This window comes from Thermosulfuriphilus sp. (genome assembly GCF_054026695.1).
In genome coordinates this window covers 20,477-37,701 of record NZ_JBPMLP010000008.1, presented here as the reverse complement: position 1 = coordinate 37,701, position 17,225 = coordinate 20,477, and the positions used below count along the sequence as shown (strand labels likewise).

Here is a 17,225-nt window from a genome sequence, read left to right as displayed (position 1 = left end):
ATATAAGGGTGAAGCCTATGAGAGAGAAAAGATATGTAGAAATTTATGACACCACTTTGCGGGATGGGACCCAGGCCGAGGACGTGAATCTCTCGGTAGAAGACAAGATCCAGGTGGCCCTCAAACTCGATGAACTAGGAATTGATTATATTGAAGGTGGCTGGCCGGGTTCAAATCCCAAAGATGTCCAGTTCTTTCGAGAGATCCGCAATTATCGTCTGGGCTGGTCTAGGATTGCTGCCTTTGGTTCCACTCATATGGCAAAATATCGGGCCGAGGAGGATCCTAACCTCCGGGCTCTGATAGACGCCCAGACGCCGGTGATCACCATTTTTGGTAAAACCTGGGATGTCCATGTCCGGGATGCCCTGAGGATCAGTCTGGAGCGAAACCTGGAACTCATTCGGGACTCCTTGGCTTATCTGCGTTCCCACGTAGAGAAACTCTTCTATGATGCCGAACATTTTTTTGATGGTTTCAAGGCCAATCCAGACTATGCGGTGGCAACCCTGAAGAAGGCCGTAGAGGGAGGGGCTGATTGTCTCGTTCTTTGCGATACCAATGGAGGGACCTTGCCTCAAGAGATTGTTGAGATCATTCAGGAAGTGAAGGCCCGTCTGGGAGAAGATGTTCCCCTTGGCATCCATGCCCACAATGATTCTGAGACGGCCGTGGCCAACTCCCTTGTGGCCGTCTCTGCAGGGGTCCGGCATGTCCAGGGGACTATAAACGGCTTCGGGGAACGTTGTGGCAACGCCAACCTCTGTTCCATCATTCCCGGGCTGGTACTTAAGATGGGTTGCAGTTGTAAGGCCGGTGAGCCAGAACGCCTCCAACGCTTGACCGAGGTCTCCCGATTTGTCTTTGAGATTGCCAACCTGCCCCACAACAAATATCTTCCTTATGTTGGCCGAAGTGCTTTTGCCCACAAGGGCGGAGTCCATGTCAGTGCTGTCTCTCGCAATCCGGAAACCTACGAACATATCCGTCCAGAACTGGTAGGTAATACCCAGCGAATTCTTATCTCTGATCTGGCCGGCAAGAGCAATGTTCTCTACAAGGCCAAGCAGTTTGGCATTCCACTTGCCTCTGAAGATCCAGTAGTCCGGGAGATTGTTGTCCAGCTTAAGGAACGAGAAAACGAAGGTTATCAGTACGAGGCAGCCGAGGCCAGCTTTGAGCTCCTTATGCGGCGTATTGTTGAGGGGCGTAAGGAGACCTTTGGCTTTTTTGAGCTTATTAGCTTTCGGGTTCTGGATGTCAAGAGGATGGAGGACGAGAGAAGTCTGGTGGAGGCCACCGTTCGCCTCCGGGTTCGTGGGGAGGAAGAGCACACGGCGGCAGTCGGTAATGGGCCGGTCAATGCCTTGGATAACGCCGTTCGTAAGGCCCTAATGGCTTTTTATCCCGAGCTTGAGGATATGGAACTTGAGGACTACAAGGTTCGGGTCCTGGCTGGAGATCCGGGGACAGCGGCTAAGGTTCGGGTTCTCATCCAATCCAAAGATCGCGAAGACCGCTGGGGAACCGTGGGCGTCTCTCATGATATCATTGAGGCCTCCTGGCAGGCCTTAGTTGACGCTATCATATATAAGCTTCTTAAGAGCAGGAAGAGGGGCCTTGAAGCAGCTTGAGAACAATAAGAGGGTCTTCTTCCTGGCCCTCATTTTGGCTCTAAATATCCTGGCCTTGGGGCACCTTAAGGCCGGGGCGCCGTTTCATAATGATCTTCCTCCCTTTGAGCCTCGGAGCCAGGCCGACGGTCTTCTGTGTTTCAAGCCCCTTTCAGTCAATAAGGCCCGGGAAGAGGAGCTTATCCTTATCCCTGGAGTTGGTCCTCGGTTGGCCCAGGCCATTGTTTCTTTAAGAGAAAAAAAAGGAAAGATAAAAGACCTCTCTGAACTTCTGGCCATCAAGGGTCTTGGCCCCCGTAAACTCTCACGCCTTGAAGCATACCTTAAGGTGCCTTAATTTTTTCTTCCGCTAAGATCAAAAGGAGAAGGAAGTGACAGAGACCAAAGATTTTTCTCTTGAAGAAGTGATTCCGGCCGGTTTTCGTTCGGGCTATGTGGCCATAATCGGGGCCCCAAACGTGGGCAAATCAACCCTTCTTAACCAGTATTTAGGCCAGAAGGTGGCCATCTGTACCCCTAAACCCCAGACTACCCGCCATCAGATCCGGGGCATCTTAAGCGGTCCAGATTTTCAGATCGTCTTTGTGGATACCCCTGGAATTCACGAGGCCAAGATCCTGGCCAATCAGGCCATGGTGGAGGCAGCCTTGAGGGCCCTTGAAGAAGTTGATGCTGTCCTCCTGGTGGTCGATGTTGCCAACCGTCAGCCATCGCTTGAGGAAAAGATCATCGGTTTCTTGTCGCGGGTTCAAAAACCAGCGGTATTGGCCTTAAACAAGATTGATCTCGTTAAAAAAAGCGAGCTTTTACTGATGATAGAGACCTTTTCGCAGGCTTATCCTTTCTCGGCCATTGTGCCCATCTCGGCCCTCAAGGGAGATGGTCTCAGCGATCTCTTGCAGGAACTTCTCAAACTTCTTCCCGAAGGCCCTCCTTTTTACGATCCAGAGACCTTTACCGACCAGACGGAGAGGCAACTGGCCGCTGAAATCATCCGGGAGAAGATCTTTCTCCTCACTGGTCAGGAGATTCCCTATGCTACGGCGGTAATCATCGAGGACTGGGAAGACGATGAAGAGAAAAATCTTTCTCGAATCCGGGCTACTGTCTTTGTGGAGAGGGATTCTCAGAAGGGAATTGTCATCGGCAAAGGGGGGCGAATGCTTAAGAAGATCGGCCAGCTGGCCCGAGAGGAGCTTGAATTTCTTCTGGGGCGGCGGGTCTATCTAGAGCTCTGGGTAAAAGTCCTTTCAGACTGGCGGCGGGATCCCAAGGCCTTAAGACGTCTGGGGCTGGCCTGATCTGTGTCCTTTTTGCAACAGTCGTGGTAAAAAGGACACGTCTGGTTTCGGATCATCAGTAGGCCATTTCTAAAAAATGGCGATCTTCCTGCCACTTACGACCTCTCCTGTTTTTGGCACGATAGATGCTTATCAAGACTATGATTTAATTCTGGGGGCCCATATGTGGCATTTTCAACACACCATCAAAAAAGAGGTCTCAGCGGCAGGGGTTGGTCTTCACACTGGAGAGCTGGTTCGGGTGCGTCTGCGTCCAGCAGAACCCAATCAAGGGATAGTCTTTGTGCGTACAGATCTTGTCCCTCCTAGGGTCATTCCTGCTCGGGCTGACTATGTTATCCATACAGAGTTGAGCACGGTAATTGGTGTGGGTGAGGCCTCGGTGGGTACCATCGAACATCTGATGGCTGCTCTGGCTGGCCTGGGAGTTGATAATGTCATTGTTGAGATCGACGGTCCGGAGATCCCGGCTATGGATGGGAGTGCCTTGGCCTTTGTCCATCTGCTTCGGCAGGCCGGTCTTCGGCGACAGCGGGTAAGGCGCCATTTTATTAAGGTCCTTCGTCCATTTGTCTTGGAGGAGGCAGGACGTAAAATTGCCTTTTTGCCGGCCAGCGATCTTGAGTTAGAGGTTCTCATAGATTTTAAACACGAGGCTATCGGTCAGCAGCGCTACGTCCGTCGACTTTCGCGGCAACGCTTCATGGAAGAGCTGGCTCCAGCTCGGACCTTTGGTTTTTTGCACGAGATAGAGTACCTTCGCCGCAACGGTTATGCTCGAGGGGGATCCCTGGACAATGCCATAGTTCTCACCAAGCGAGGGATCCTTAATCATGAAGGCTTACGCTTTGATGACGAATTTGTCCGTCACAAGGCCCTTGACCTCTTGGGCGATCTCTATCTTCTCGGTTTCCCTCTTATGGGTCGGGTGGTGGCCGAGAGGACCGGCCATGGCCTTCATCACCAGGCCATCAAGGTCTTCTTGGCCCAGGAAGACGCCTGGAAACTCATCCCTTATCCTTCAGAAAGCTTCAGCCGTCCGGGACTCATGGCGATGGCTCTGGCCCAGGCTTGAAGAAGACTTTCCCCCCCAGTAGAATGCCCCATTAATTTCCCTGTTTAGGCCTGAAGATAGACTTCAGGCAAGGAGCAAAAGTGGAAAAGACGGGGGTCTCTATAGGCTTGCGGTCTTGGGGAGTTTTTTTTCTCCTGCTGCTTATTACCTTTATCCCATCTTCCGCCCAGGCTCTGATCATCTCTGACCTTACGGTAGCCAATTCCAGGAGCTATATCCTGGCCTATTTTTCCCTGAATGATATTCCCTATGAGAAGGTAAAAGAGGCCCTCAGGCATGGAATTCCGGTCCGTTTCCGCTTTGAGGTAGAACTTTTTGAACTTCGCCGCCTCCGGCGAGACCGTAGGATCCTCTTCCAGGAGGTCAGTCGAATTATCTATTTTGATCATCTTAAAAACACCTATCTCATTCATTATCCGGGGACAACCCATCCTATTGACCAAACTATGGACTTCAAAGAGGCCCTGAAGATGGCTGCAGAGATCAATGATCTTCCCCTCATTCCCCTTCAACAGCTACGGCCCCAAAGCCACTACCGTTTGCGAGTAAGAGGGTTTATGGAGAAGGTTACCTCCCCTTCCCTGCCTTCTAAGCTCATCGGGGTCTTGTTTTTCCGGAAAGAGGCAGAGGCCACTGACTGGGCAACTATTAGATTCAGGCTCTGATTATGGCCGGAGTTAAGACCGAAGCCATCTCCAGAGAAATGGCCGAGGCTAGGCGGCGGCGGCGAGAGAAAATCATCATCTTGGTGGCCTTGGCCCTGGTGGCCTTGCTTACCTGGATAGAATCACGGCTCTTCTCCGTAGAGATAGAGCTGCCTTTGGGAGGCAATGTCCTCATATTTGCCCTCATCAATATTAATGTCCTTCTGCTCCTTTTGGTGGTTTTTCTGGTAGTTCGCAATGTGGTCAAACTCATCTTTGAGAATCGACGAAACATTCTTGGGGCCAAACTTAAGACTAAGATGGTGGTGGCCTTCGTCTTTCTGTCTCTTATCCCCACGATCCTGCTCTTCTTTGTCTCTCTGCAGTTCGTCTCTACCAGCCTTGACTACTGGTTCTCTTCTAGACTGGATCGTTCCCTTCAGGAGGCCCTGTCTCTGGGTAAGGCCTTTTATTCCGAGACCCAGGAAAGGCTTACCGATTATGCTCATCTTTTGGCCATCGGTCTCTCCCAATATGATCCTGCAGATACCAAGATCCTGGAGACCTACGTCAAAAAGAAACGTCTGGAGTATCGCTTTGACACCCTGGAGCTCTTTGATGCCTCGCTTCAGCTTATAGCCTCCAGCAAAAGCCCCGAGCTCAAGGACCTTAGCCCTTCCCTTCCGCCTTCGTTGCTGGCCAAGGCTCTGGCAGGAGAGACTGTGACCGAAAACAGCAAAGTCAAAGAAGGACTCCTTATCCGGGTGGCGGTTCCGGTCTATCGAAGTGGGGAGCCGCAGGCGGTCCTCGCCGTCGGTCTTCTCCTAAATCCTAATCTTGGTCAGCTTATGGAGGATATTAACCGGGGCTATGAGACTTACAGGCAGCTCAAATTCCTCAAACAGCCTATTAAGGTTAGCCTGATCATTACCTTAGCCCTGGTGACGCTGTTGATCATTTTGGTGGCGGTCTGGTTTGGTTTCCGTTTTGCTCGCGGGATTACAGAGCCTGTTCAGGCTCTGGCCGAGGCCACCCACCGGGTGGCTGGAGGTGATCTTGACTTTGTCCTGGAAGTCTCTGCTCAAGATGAGCTGGCCTCCCTTATCGAGGCCTTTAACACGATGACCAGGGATCTCAAGGAGAGTAAACTTCAGGCTGAAGAGGCTACCCGGGCCTTGGAGAGGAGCCATCAGGAGCTGGCTCGGAGGCACTCCTATATTGAAACTATTCTTCGCAATGTGGCTGCCGGAGTCATCTCTATTGATGCCTCAGGAAGGGTAACCACCGTTAATCGTTTTGCTGAGGAACTTCTAGAGGTCTCTGCGGGTAGTCTCCTAGGAAAACCTTGGCCGGAGATCCTTACTGAAAAACAGCGGGCCCTGGCCGAGGGTTTCCTGGAAGAGGCTCGGAAGAGTCCTCGTGGCTCTGTCCAGCGAACTTTTCGCCTAAAGATTAGGGAAAAGGAGGTCTACCTGCTGGCCACCTTGACTATCCTTCGTGATGAGGCCGGTGAGGAGGTCGGGGCGGTTCTGGTTTTTGATGATCTTACGGAAAGGGAAAAGATCCAGCGGATGGCGGCCTGGCGGGAGGTCGCCCGCCGAATTGCCCATGAGGTCAAAAATCCCCTCACCCCCATCCAGCTCTCGGCCCAGCGTTTGAGGCGTCGGTACCTGGAAAGGTTGGGGCCAGAGGAGGGGGCCATCCTCGATCGCTGTACGAAGACCATCGAGAATCAGGTTGAGGAACTGAGACGTCTGGTCAACGAATTTTCTTCTTTTGCCCGGATGCCAGCAGCCCGTCTGGCACCCAATGATCTTCTTCAGGTGGTCGAGGAGACGCTTTCTCTTTACCGCGAGGCCCATCGGGAAATATCCTTTGAACTTCGGCTCATCTCTGTCCCTCCGGTCTTTGCCTTTGACCGGGATCAGCTCAAACGGGCTCTGATCAACCTTCTGGACAATGCCGTGGCCTCTCTGCCTCAAGGGGGTCGCATCTGGGTAGAGATTGAGACCAAGGCAGAGAGGGTGAGATTGGTTGTGGCCGATTCCGGGCCAGGGATCTCCCCCGAGGATAAGCCCCGGCTCTTTGAGCCCTATTTTTCCCGCAAAAAAGGAGGTACAGGGCTGGGGCTAGCCATTGTCAACTCCATTATCACCGAACATAATGGAAAAATTTGGGTAGAGGATAATCATCCTCAGGGGGCCCGTTTTGTGATGGAGCTTCCTCTTGTTAAAGGGCCCCAGTAAACCTGTGGGCAGGAGAAGAATGGCGGAGCGGATCCTTGTTGTCGATGATGAGGAAAGCATTATTGAATCCCTCTCCGGGATCCTTGAAGACGAGGGCTTTGAGGTTGAAGGGGCCATCTCTGGCCAGGAGGCCTTAAATAAGGTCTCGGAATCCGTGCCCGATCTTGTCCTTCTTGATGTTTGGCTTCCAGACCTTGACGGTCTGGATGTTCTCAGGGAGCTCAAGGTCGGCTATCCTGACCTGCCCGTAATCATTATTTCTGGTCACGGGACCGTTGAGACCGCGGTCAGAGCTACCAAACTGGGGGCCCATGATTTTATTGAAAAGCCCCTTTCTTATGATCGGGTAGTCCTTTCTGTACGCAATGCCCTGAAGTTTCGAGCCCTGGAGAGGGAAAATGTCCTTCTTAAAAACAAGGTTCGCACTAGACAAATAACTGGTACTAGTCCGGCAGTGCTCAGGCTTCGGGAGCAGATTGCCCGGGTGGCCCCTACTGATTCGACGGTGCTCATCCTGGGAGAATCTGGCGCGGGCAAAGAGGTAGTGGCTCAGATGATCCATGCGGCCAGTCGGCGGCGAGAAAAACCCCTGGTGGAGATAAACTGTGCCGCCATTCCGGAAGATCTTATCGAGGCAGAGCTTTTCGGTTATGAAAAAGGGGCCTTTACCGGGGCGCTGACCTCAAAGAAGGGCAAATTTGATCTGGCTGATGGGGGAACGCTTTTTTTAGATGAGATAGGTGACATGAGCCTTAAGACTCAGGCCAAGATCCTCCGCATCCTTCAAGAGCAGCGCTTTGAACGGGTCGGAGGTACCCGGACCCTTAAGGTAGATGTCCGAATTATTGCCGCTACCAACAAAGATCTCCGCCAAGAGATAAAAAGGGGTAACTTCCGGGAGGACCTTTACTATCGTCTGAACGTGGTTCCGATAGAGGTGCCCCCTTTGAGGGAACGCCTGGAGGATATTCCCCTTCTTATCGAAGATTTTCTTCAGGAGATTGCTGAGAATACGGGCCTTGGTCGAAAGAGGGTTACTCCGGAGGTCCTTGAGGCCTTGGAGCGTTATCATTGGCCGGGAAACGTCCGGGAGTTGCGCAATTTGGTGGAGCGCCTAGTGATCATGTCCCCTGGGCCAGAGATAGAGATTTCGACCCTTCCAGACTATATTCGCAATCCCGATCCTCCATCTAAAGGGCTTCAAGAGCCCTGGTTTGCCTGTGAAGACCTGAGACAGGCCCGGGCCCTCTTTGAAAGGGAGTTCATCCTCCGTAAACTCCGGGCCCATGGAGGCAATATCTCCCAGACGGCCGAAGCCATAGGCCTTGAACGGAGCCATCTCTATCGGAAGATGCGATCTTTGGGGATCCTGGGAATCAAAGGTGAAGAAACTTAAAGAGGCCCTGGCCCGAAAAGAATTCATTTTTACCTTCGAGCTGGTCCCTGGTCGTGGCTCCAGGGGCAAGGCTTACGATCAACTAGTCTCCTTCGCACGGTCGGCTGCTCGTGGAGGCCGGCTACACGCCCTTTCGATTACGGAGAACGCCGGAGGCCATCCGGCCTTGGCCCCAGAGGTCTTGGGGCGGGAAATCAAGGCCTTGGGGCTAGAGACCATCATCCATTTTTCCTGTAAGGATCGCAACCGCAATCAAATGGAAAGCCACCTTTTTGCCTGGGATCGGGAGGGCTTCCACACCATTTTGGTTATGACTGGGGATTTCCCTCGGGTCGGCTTTGGAGGACAGGCCAAGCCAGTCTTTGATCTGGACTCTGTCCAGACCTTGGCCCTTATTTCTCGCCTAAATAGTGGCTATACAATTCGTGGAGGGGCGAAGCTTCCTCCTACCTCCTTTTTCAAGGGCTGTGTAGTTTCACCTTTTAAACGTCTTGAGGCCGAGGTAATGACCCAATACTTTAAGCTTGAGCGCAAGATTGCCGCTGGGGCCGATTTTGTTATTACCCAGATCGGCTTTGATGCTAGAAAATTCGATGAACTTCTTCGTTATCTTCGCCTTAAAAATCTTGATATTCCCGTCTTGGGAGGGGTCTTTGTTCTTGATGTGTCCTTGGCCCGGGTTATGCACAAAGGCCGTATTCCTGGGTGCCGGGTGACCGATGATCTCCTTGCTCAGATCGAAGCCGAATCTCAAGCCCCCGATGGAGGCCTTTCGGCCCGTCTCATTCGAGCAGCTAAGCTAATCGCTATCCTTAGGGGCCTAGGCTATGCTGGAGCCCATATCTGTGGACCAAATCTTACTTATGAACAGGTAGAATTTATCGTTGAGAAGTCTCAGGAGCTGGCTGATCAGTGGCTTGATTTTGTTCCCGAGTTCGATTATTCCCCACCGGATACCTTCTATTTCTTTGAGAGAGATTCTCAGACAGGTCTTAATACCGAGGCCCTTTCCCCTCGGGCACCAGCTCCCTCCTGTCCCTGGCACTACGTGATTAATCGTCTCATCCATGATCACTTTTTTTCTGAAAAGGGCCTCTTCTTTCAGGCCACCAAGCGGCTTTTTCTCTGCCTGGCAGAAAGCCCTCTGGCCGGTCTTCTAGATTCAGTGGAATATTTCGTCAAAAAGGTTCTCTTTGATTGTCGTTCCTGTGGGGATTGTACCCTGGGGGAGCTGGCCTTTCTCTGTCCTCAGAGTAAGTGTGCCAAGTATCTCCTCAATGGTCCCTGTGGGGGGAGCTATGATGGCTGGTGCGAGGTCTTTCCTGGCAAAAGGCGCTGTCTTTACGTAAGGGCCTATGAGAGACTTAAGGCCCAAGGGGAGGAGGAATCCCTGGCCAAAGGAATGGTTCCTCCTCGCAACTGGGCCCTCAATGGGACCTCCTCCTGGCTCAACTACTTTGCCGGTCGAGATCATTATCGCTTAGGCCAAAAGGATTAGCCTGCCTATTGACACAATCCCGGCACAGTAGCATTATGAGGCTTTTGAAACGGGAGATTTTGGCCGTTTTTATTTTGTAAGAGGTGATGGGTATGCGTTTTGCTGAAGCTGTCGCCCCAGCGGGCAAAAAAGATCTGTCTCCTATTAAACCTGCCCGGCGGACGGAAAATATCGAATACGCCGTCCGGGATATAGTTTTGGTGGCTCAGGAGGCCGCCCGCGCTGGCAAGGAGCTTCTTTTTTTAAATATCGGAGATCCCATTCAGTATGATTTTACCACCCCGAGGCATCTCATTGAGGCCACCTACCAAGCCATGTTGGAAAGGCGTACAGGCTATTCAGCCTCCGAGGGGGTGGATGAAGCCATTGAGGCTATTCGGCAAGAGGCCCGCTCAAAGGGGTTTGATCCCGCTGATATCTTCATCACCTCTGGGGCCAGTGAGGCCATAGATTTTGCTCTTACCGCTCTGGTCAACGAAGGGGAAAACGTCCTTTTGCCTTTTCCCGGCTATCCTCTCTATACGGCCATTGTGGCCAAACTGGGGGCTGAGGCCCGCCCTTATTATCTTGATGAGGAAAAAGACTGGCAACCGGATATTGACGACATCGTCGCCAAGATAGACGAGAAGACCCGGGCCATCATCATTATTAATCCCAACAATCCCACGGGGGCTATTTACCCACGGGAGACTTTAGAACAGATCGTAGAGATTGCCAGGGAACATAATCTGGTCATTATGAGTGATGAGATCTACGACAAACTGGTTTTTGACGGCCGGGAACATATTTCTATCGCCTCTCTGGCCAAAGATCTCCCGGTGGTCACCTTCAACGGGCTCTCCAAATGCTATCTGGCCCCAGGTTTTCGGATCGGCTGGGGCATGGTCAGTGGCGAGTGGGAGCTTATTCGAGACTATATTGAGGCCATCCACAAACTGGCCCGGGCTCGCCTTTCAGCCAGCCATCCTAAACAGTACGCCATTCCTCCAGCTCTTCAGGGTGAACAGGAGCATATCGCCGAGACAGTCTCTCGTCTTGAGCGTCGGCGGGACCTGACGGTGGAGATGTTGAACGACATTCCCGGGCTTTCCTGTGTCCGGCCAGAGGGGGCCTTTTACGCCTTCCCTCGGATTCATCTTGATATCTCTGATCGAGATTTTGTCTGCGATCTTATTCGGGAGACGGGAGTAGTGGTTGTCCACGGAAGTGGTTTTGGCCAACGTCCAGGGACGGCCCATTTCCGGGTGGTCTTTTTGCCTCCAGAAGAAATCCTGGAGAAGGCCTATGCCCGGATTCGGAATTTTATGAAGCGCTACCTCAAGTAGGCCTCTATTGGAGCCACGTCTAGATAACGCTCTCCCAGGTCAAAGGCCCTTTTCACCTTTTTGGGGTTCGGAGTCGGATCTGCTTCTGAAGTTGATCTATCCTTCGAGCAGCGGTGTAGGTGTCGTCTTGGAGGACAAGGATGGGTACTTGATGGTCTTCTGCCCGAGAGATGATGATCTCGTTGGGATAAAGGCCTCCGGTTAGCACGAGGCAGTGAGCCCCGGTTTCAATGGCTGCCAGTAATATATCCGATCTATCTCCGCCCACGATGACTCCAAAGTTAGGCGTCCGGCGGAAGTAGGAGATGGCCTTATCTACCTGCATACCGCCGATCAGAAAGTGTTCCACCAGACGCCCTTCCTGATCAGGACGGCAGATAAGCCTGGCCCCAAGGAAATCCCGAAGATTGGCCACAGATACTGCAGCCAGGAGGTCATCGTGGGGGAGGCTCCCTATGACCCGAAGTTCCTGAGAGTGAAGAAAAGGTAGGATCAGTTCCTCGAAGTTGGGCCGATCTTCGACCTTGATTCCATTGATGACGATTCCTAGGAGCTCTTCACCTAGGATCTCTCTGGCCCTAAGGAGTTCGTCCACAAGGTCTTCATTTCCGTAGCGGGCCACCAGGATAACCTTGGCTTCCAATGCCCGAGCCACTTCGATCCCCGAGATCCCAAGAAAACCTCCGCTGTAAAGCCCGCCGGCCCCTGTAGCCAGGATAGGACGGCCCCGGCTGGCCAGCTGGCCATGGCCAGAGACGATCCTTTTAAGAAGCCCTTGAACTTCGCCTCTCAGGCCCCGGACAATCAAATCTTGGCTCAAGATCACCGGGCAGAGACCATCCGTTCTCGGGAGGCTCTGGCCTTTGAGGGCCTGGGCCACAAAGTGGGCCTCATCATCAATTAGCTGACCTCCTTCAAATCGGGGCGATATCCCTACGGGCTTAAAGAAGGAGAAGGAGATCCCTTTGCGGTCCAGAAGGTACCCTAAGGCCAAGGTGGTCAGGGTCTTACCGGCATAGCGGCCGGTGGAAGCGATATAGATTGTCTTGGTCATCTCTTACCCCCTAGAGTAAGTCTGGCATCAACGGCTAAGGCCCCCTGACCATGGGGCCGGAGCATCAAAGGATTGATATCCCCTTCGGCTAGTTCGGGAAAATCAAGGGTCAGCTGGGCTAGGGCTAAGATGGCCGCTGTTAAAGCCTCTAAATCTGCCTCTGGCTGGCCTCGAACCCCTTTAAGGAGAGGATAGCCCTTTGTCTCTCGGATCATCTCCTGGGCCTGGCGGCGCCCGAAAGGAGCTATCCGGAAGGAGACATCCTTTAGGACTTCTACATATATGCCACCAAGGCCGAACATGATCATTGGGCCGAACTGAGGATCGCGGTGAAAGCCGAGGATAATCTCGCGCCCGTTGCGGATCATCTCCTGGACCAGGACCCCGAAGAGGGCCGAGGGGGCGATCTTTTTGGCTCGGCTGGTAAGTTCAAAGAAGGCCTCTAGAAGTTCTTGATCATTACCGGTGTTTACCCGCACTCCTCCCACGTCGGTCTTGTGGACAAAGGCTGGAGAGATAATCTTCAGAACTACAGGATAACCGATGGCTTGGGCTGAGAGCAGGGCCTCATCTGAGGTGCGGGCCAGAAGGGAGCGGGGGAAACGGAAACCGTAGGCCGAAAGGCTCTCTTTTACCTCGTGTTCATACAGTTGTCGGCGATCTTGTTGCCTGGCGACCGAGATGATCTCAGTGGCCCGTTGGCGGTCGACCTTGAGATTCAAGGGTTCATCTTCAGGGCTCATAAGCCAGAGCCGATAGCGCCACATCTTGGCCAGAGAACTGATGACCCTTTCTGGATAGATAAATCCGGGGATCCGGGCTTTTGAGAGAGGCTCCTGGGCTATCTTCAGAGTCTCTGGGCCGAGGAAGCAGGCGGCCAAGGTCTTCCTCTTAGCCTTGGAGGATACTCTTCCCAGGCGTTCGGTAGTCTCTTTAGGGTCGATGGTGGCCGTGGCCGAGAGGATGACCATTATGGCCTGGGCCTCTGGATCCTCAAGGATAATCTCTAGGGCCTTTTGATATCGTTCGGCACTGGCATCACCTAAGAGATCGATCGGATTATAAAAAGAGGCATAAGGAGGTAAAATATTATGGAGTTTTTCGACGGTGTCCGGGGTTATGGTAGTAAGCCTTAAGCCCAGTTTCTCTGAGGCGTCGGCAGCTAGTATCCCCGGTCCACCGGAGTTGGTAATTACCACCACATTGGGCCCCTCTGGGACAGGCTGAAAGGCAAACATCAGGGCCAGGTCCAGAAAATCTTCCAGGTTTTCAGCCCGGATTATTCCCATCTGTTTAAAGGCCGCTTGATAGGCCTGATCCGATCCGGCCAAGGAACCTGTGTGAGAGGAGGCGGCCCGGGCTCCAGCCGAGGTCCGGCCGCTTTTGAGGATGATTACAGGTTTGGTCTTTGTTACCCTAGGGCCACTTCCATAAAGGCCCGTCCGTCGGCTACCCCTTCAAGATAGCCGAGGATGACTTTGGTCTGGGGATCTTCGGCCAAGGAAACGAGGCAGTCTATCTCCGAGATGTCGCTTTTGTTGCCTAGGCTTACAAAACGGGAAAGTCCGACCTTTTCGTTTCGGGACCACTCTAGAACCGCTAGGCATAAGGCCCCTAATTGAGAGGAAAAACCAATTTCTCCGTTTAGAGGTGCCAGAGAGGCAAAGGAGGCATTGAGACGGCTTGAGGTGTCCATAACCCCTAGGCAGTTGGGGCCCAGAAGCCTCATCCGGTATTGTCGGGCGTTTTGATCACCTCGGTCTCAAGTCTGGCCCCTTCGCTACCGGCCTCCTTGAAGCCGGCTGAAAGGATAACCGCCACCGGGACCTCTTTTTGTCCACAGTCAGTGATCACCTGGGGGACAATTTCGACCGGGACGGCAATCACCGCCAAGTCAACTGGGCCAGGAACCTCTTTGAGGCTTGCATAGCAGGGAAGGTCAAGGATTCTTTGAGCCTTTGGATTTACGGGGTAGATCTTTCCAGGATAACCAAAGGAGAGCAGGTTTCTGACGACGTCATGGCCGACCTTGCCAGGGTCGCGGGAGGCACCGATCACGGCTACTGATCGAGGATTAAATAGCTTCTCAAGCATGGCAGGCCCCCTGGCCATTAAATATCTTTCTAAAACTAGTCATGGAAAGACCGAGAGGCTAGGCCCTGGAGGAGGGTGCTCTGCCTTTTCAAGGCTCTGATCCTGTCTCGAGTTCATTAAGACCCTAAAGGCTTCTTGATTCTCTATCCTTGACAAGGGTTGGCCGAAATATAATAGTCTGCCTTTTGTCCATCTTTGGCAAAAGAAGGAGTGGCTTTTTATGGATCTTCTGGACAAAAGAAGGCTTTTGGCCCCTGGACCTGTTCCCGTTCCTCCGAAGGCTCTTCTGGCCATGGCTCAGCCGGCCATGCATCATCGTTCCCCCCAGTTCTCAGCTATTCTCTCTGAGGTCAGAGAAGGGCTTAAATTCCTCTATCAGACGGAGGCCCCAGTATTGTTGTTTGCTTCTTCTGGCACTGGGGCCATGGAGGCCGCAGTGGCCAATCTCCTCTCCCCAGGGGATGAGGCTATCTGCGTTGTGGGGGGTAAGTTTGGAGAACGGTGGGTGGAGATCTGTCAGGCCTTTGGAGTTCGTCCTGTCTCCATAGAGGTTGAGTGGGGAGAGGCCGTTGATCCGGCGGCTGTCCAGGAGGCCCTGGAGAGGCATCCAGAGGCAAAGGCGGTTTTTGTTCAGGCCCATGAGACCTCAACTGGGGTCAAGCATCCGGTAAAAGAATTGTCTGATCTCCTCCGGAACAAAGAGCCCCTTTTGGTGGTTGATGCCATCAGTGCTCTGGGAGTTTACGATCTTCCTGTAGATAACTGGGGCCTTGATGTCGTTGTCGCCGGGAGCCAGAAAGGATTTGCTCTCCCACCGGGACTTTCCTTCGTTAGTCTGAGCCCTAAGGCCCGTAAAGCCCTGGAGCAGGCCCGTCTTCCTCGCTACTACTTCTCTTTCCAGAGGGAGCTTAAGGCCTATGAGCGTGGTACTACCGCCTACACACCGGCGGTCTCTCTCATCTTAGGGCTTAAAGTGGTGTTGGAGCGCATTAAAGAAGTTGGCCTTGAGCGTCTTTTTGCCCACCATCGTCTTCTTTCTGAGGCCACCAAGCAGGCCATGGCCGCCTTGGGACTTGAATTTTTCTCCAAGGCTCCCTGCGAGACGGTTACGGTGGTTCGGGTTCCTGAGGGAGTAGATGGCCTGGAGCTGGTCAAACGTTTAAGAGAGAAATATGGTCTGACCATCGCTGGTGGTCAGGCCAAACTTAAAGGGCGCATCTTCCGGATTGCCCATATGGGCTATCAGAACCACTTTGATGTCATCATGGCTGTCTCTGGGGTGGAGATGGTCCTGAAGGAGCTTGGCCATCCGGTGGAGCTGGGTCGGGGGGTGGCTGCGGCCCAGGAGTATTTCTTGAAGGAGGGAATTTCATGAAAGTCCTCATTAGTGATCATATTGCCGAGGAGGGGAAGGAGATCCTCAAGGCCGCCGGTCTGGAGGTCATCGAAAAGGTAGGGCTTGACCCGGAGGGTCTTAAAGAGGCTATTGCCGAGGTAGAGGCTATCCTTATTCGTTCGGGGACCAAGCTTACGGCCGAGGTGATTGAGGCTGCCAAGCGTCTCAAGGTTATTGCTCGGGCCGGTACAGGCCTTGATAATGTCGATATCGAAGCGGCCAATAAACGGGGCATTGTGGTCATGAATGTCCCGGGAGGCAATACAGTCTCCGCTGCTGAACACACCATCTCCATGATGCTGGCCCTCTCCCGTAACATTCCTCAGGCGACTGCCTCGATGAAGGCCGGGAAATGGGAGAAAAAGAAGTTTCTCGGCCGGGAAGTGGCCGGAAAGATCCTGGGGATTATTGGTGTGGGGAGGATTGGCTCTATTGTTGCTGACCGAGCCCGAGGCCTTAAGATGAAAGTCCTGGCCTATGATCCATACATCACCCAGGAGACCGCCGAAAAGTTGGGGGTAGAACTGGTCAGCCTGGATGAGCTTTTGGCTCGCTCTGACTACATCAGTGTCCACGTTCCTCTGACCAAGGAGACCCGGGGGCTTATCAACCGGGACCTTTTTGCCAAGATGAAAGAAGGGGTCATGCTTATCAACTGCGCCCGGGGCGGTATCGTCAACGAGGACGATCTCTATCAGGCCATGGTCAGTGGCAAGGTTGCCGGGGCGGCCCTTGATGTCTTTGAGGTTGAGCCCCCGCCGAAGGATCATCCCCTCCTGGGGCTCGAGAACTTCATTTGCACTCCTCACCTTGGGGCCTCCACCAGGGAGGCCCAGAAGAATGTGGCCACCGCCGCTGCCAGCCAGATTGTTGACTATCTTCTCCATGGGGTGGTCAGAAACGCTGTCAATGTGCCCTCAGTGTCCGCCGATCAACTTCCGCGTATCCAGCCTTTCATTACCCTTGGGGAGCGGATTGGTTCTCTTCATACCCAGTTGGCTGATGGGCCCATTGAGGAAGTCTCGATTACCTATCAGGGAGAGATGGCCGAAATGGAGACCGGGCCCATTACCTTGGCTATCCTCAAGGGGATCCTCTCTCCGGTCATGGGAGATGAGGTCAACTATGTTAATGCCCCTGTTATCGCCAAGGATCGGGGTATCAAGGTCACAGAGAGCAAGACCTCGACGGCCGAGGATTTTACCAATCTTCTCATTGTTCGAGTCCGCTACAAAGGAGGCGAAAACCAGATCTCCGGGACCATCTTCGGGAAGAGGGAGCCCCGGATTGTCCGGATCAACGACTTCCGCCTTGATGCCATCCCCGAGGGCCACATGCTTTTTATCTACAACGAGGATCGTCCAGGGGTCATAGGCAAGATCGGGATTACCTTAGGGGAGTCAGGGATAAACATCTCTCGGATGCATGTGGGCCAGGAGCCGGCCCAAAAGAGCAATATCATTCTTTTAACTACGGATCAGTCGGTAAGTGATGAAGTCCTCGAGAAGCTGAAGAAAATTCCCCATGTTCTCTCGGCAAGGCCCTTGGAGCTATAATAAAGA

General features: G+C 53.1%; 15 protein-coding genes. 11 read left to right on the top strand and 4 right to left on the bottom strand.

The window, feature by feature from the left end:
• Positions 1–17: 17 nt before the first annotated feature.
• The 9 genes from cimA (at position 18) to ACXJJX_RS01420 (ending at position 11,119) form a co-directional block, all read left to right on the top strand.
• Entirely contained in the window at positions 18–1,634 is a 1,617-nt protein-coding gene (cimA, locus tag ACXJJX_RS01460; RefSeq protein ID WP_456431180.1) for a citramalate synthase, read from the top strand.
• Positions 1,621–1,971: a ComEA family DNA-binding protein gene (locus ACXJJX_RS01455; RefSeq protein ID WP_456431178.1), complete on the top strand. Its 351-nt coding sequence runs from the start codon at positions 1,621–1,623 to the stop codon at positions 1,969–1,971. Before cimA ends, ACXJJX_RS01455 begins: the two co-directional genes overlap by 14 nt.
• A gap of 34 nt (positions 1,972–2,005) precedes the next feature.
• A complete protein-coding gene (gene era, locus ACXJJX_RS01450; protein ID WP_456431176.1) occupies positions 2,006–2,935 on the top strand; it encodes a GTPase Era in 930 nt (309 codons plus the stop codon).
• Between the two features lie 76 nt (positions 2,936–3,011).
• Positions 3,012–4,010: a UDP-3-O-acyl-N-acetylglucosamine deacetylase gene (lpxC, locus tag ACXJJX_RS01445; RefSeq protein ID WP_456431174.1), complete on the top strand. Its 999-nt coding sequence runs from the start codon at positions 3,012–3,014 to the stop codon at positions 4,008–4,010.
• An 80-nt stretch (positions 4,011–4,090) separates the two neighbouring features.
• Positions 4,091–4,675 (top strand): DUF4390 domain-containing protein, encoded by a 585-nt coding sequence (locus ACXJJX_RS01440; protein WP_456431172.1) that lies wholly within the window; start codon positions 4,091–4,093, stop codon positions 4,673–4,675.
• A 2-nt stretch (positions 4,676–4,677) separates the two neighbouring features.
• Entirely contained in the window at positions 4,678–6,900 is a 2,223-nt protein-coding gene (locus ACXJJX_RS01435) for a sensor histidine kinase (protein WP_456431170.1), read from the top strand.
• A 19-nt stretch (positions 6,901–6,919) separates the two neighbouring features.
• Entirely contained in the window at positions 6,920–8,296 is a 1,377-nt protein-coding gene (locus tag ACXJJX_RS01430; protein WP_456431168.1) for a sigma-54-dependent transcriptional regulator, read from the top strand.
• Positions 8,283–9,794, top strand: a complete 1,512-nt coding sequence (locus ACXJJX_RS01425) for a methylenetetrahydrofolate reductase C-terminal domain-containing protein (RefSeq protein WP_456431166.1) — start codon at positions 8,283–8,285, stop codon at positions 9,792–9,794. The genes ACXJJX_RS01430 and ACXJJX_RS01425 overlap by 14 nt, the downstream gene beginning before the upstream one ends.
• Before the next feature lie 92 nt (positions 9,795–9,886).
• Positions 9,887–11,119 carry an aminotransferase class I/II-fold pyridoxal phosphate-dependent enzyme gene (locus ACXJJX_RS01420; protein WP_456431164.1) on the top strand — a complete coding sequence of 411 codons (1,233 nt, stop codon included), beginning with the start codon at positions 9,887–9,889 and terminating at the stop codon, positions 11,117–11,119.
• Between the two features lie 52 nt (positions 11,120–11,171).
• Here ACXJJX_RS01420 and ACXJJX_RS01415 read toward each other — a convergent pair whose 3' ends face one another.
• From ACXJJX_RS01415 to ACXJJX_RS01400, 4 genes are read right to left on the bottom strand one after another with little or no spacing between them, the layout of a single operon-like run.
• Complete coding sequence (locus tag ACXJJX_RS01415; RefSeq protein WP_456431162.1) at positions 11,172–12,173, bottom strand: phosphotransacetylase family protein; 1,002 nt, start codon at positions 12,171–12,173, stop codon at positions 11,172–11,174.
• Positions 12,170–13,564, bottom strand: a complete 1,395-nt coding sequence (locus ACXJJX_RS01410) for an acetate--CoA ligase family protein (RefSeq protein WP_456431262.1) — start codon at positions 13,562–13,564, stop codon at positions 12,170–12,172. Before ACXJJX_RS01410 ends, ACXJJX_RS01415 begins: the two co-directional genes overlap by 4 nt.
• 20 nt (positions 13,565–13,584) lie before the next feature.
• Complete coding sequence (locus ACXJJX_RS01405; protein WP_456431160.1) at positions 13,585–13,902, bottom strand: hypothetical protein; 318 nt, start codon at positions 13,900–13,902, stop codon at positions 13,585–13,587.
• Positions 13,899–14,267: a CoA-binding protein gene (locus tag ACXJJX_RS01400; protein ID WP_456431158.1), complete on the bottom strand. Its 369-nt coding sequence runs from the start codon at positions 14,265–14,267 to the stop codon at positions 13,899–13,901. The genes ACXJJX_RS01405 and ACXJJX_RS01400 overlap by 4 nt, the downstream gene beginning before the upstream one ends.
• A 220-nt stretch (positions 14,268–14,487) precedes the next feature.
• Between ACXJJX_RS01400 and ACXJJX_RS01395 the strand changes: the two genes are divergently transcribed.
• Positions 14,488–15,642 (top strand): pyridoxal-phosphate-dependent aminotransferase family protein, encoded by a 1,155-nt coding sequence (locus ACXJJX_RS01395; RefSeq protein ID WP_456431156.1) that lies wholly within the window; start codon positions 14,488–14,490, stop codon positions 15,640–15,642.
• Positions 15,639–17,219, top strand: a complete 1,581-nt coding sequence (serA, locus tag ACXJJX_RS01390) for a phosphoglycerate dehydrogenase (RefSeq protein WP_456431154.1) — start codon at positions 15,639–15,641, stop codon at positions 17,217–17,219. The genes ACXJJX_RS01395 and serA overlap by 4 nt, the downstream gene beginning before the upstream one ends.
• Positions 17,220–17,225 lie beyond the last annotated feature (6 nt).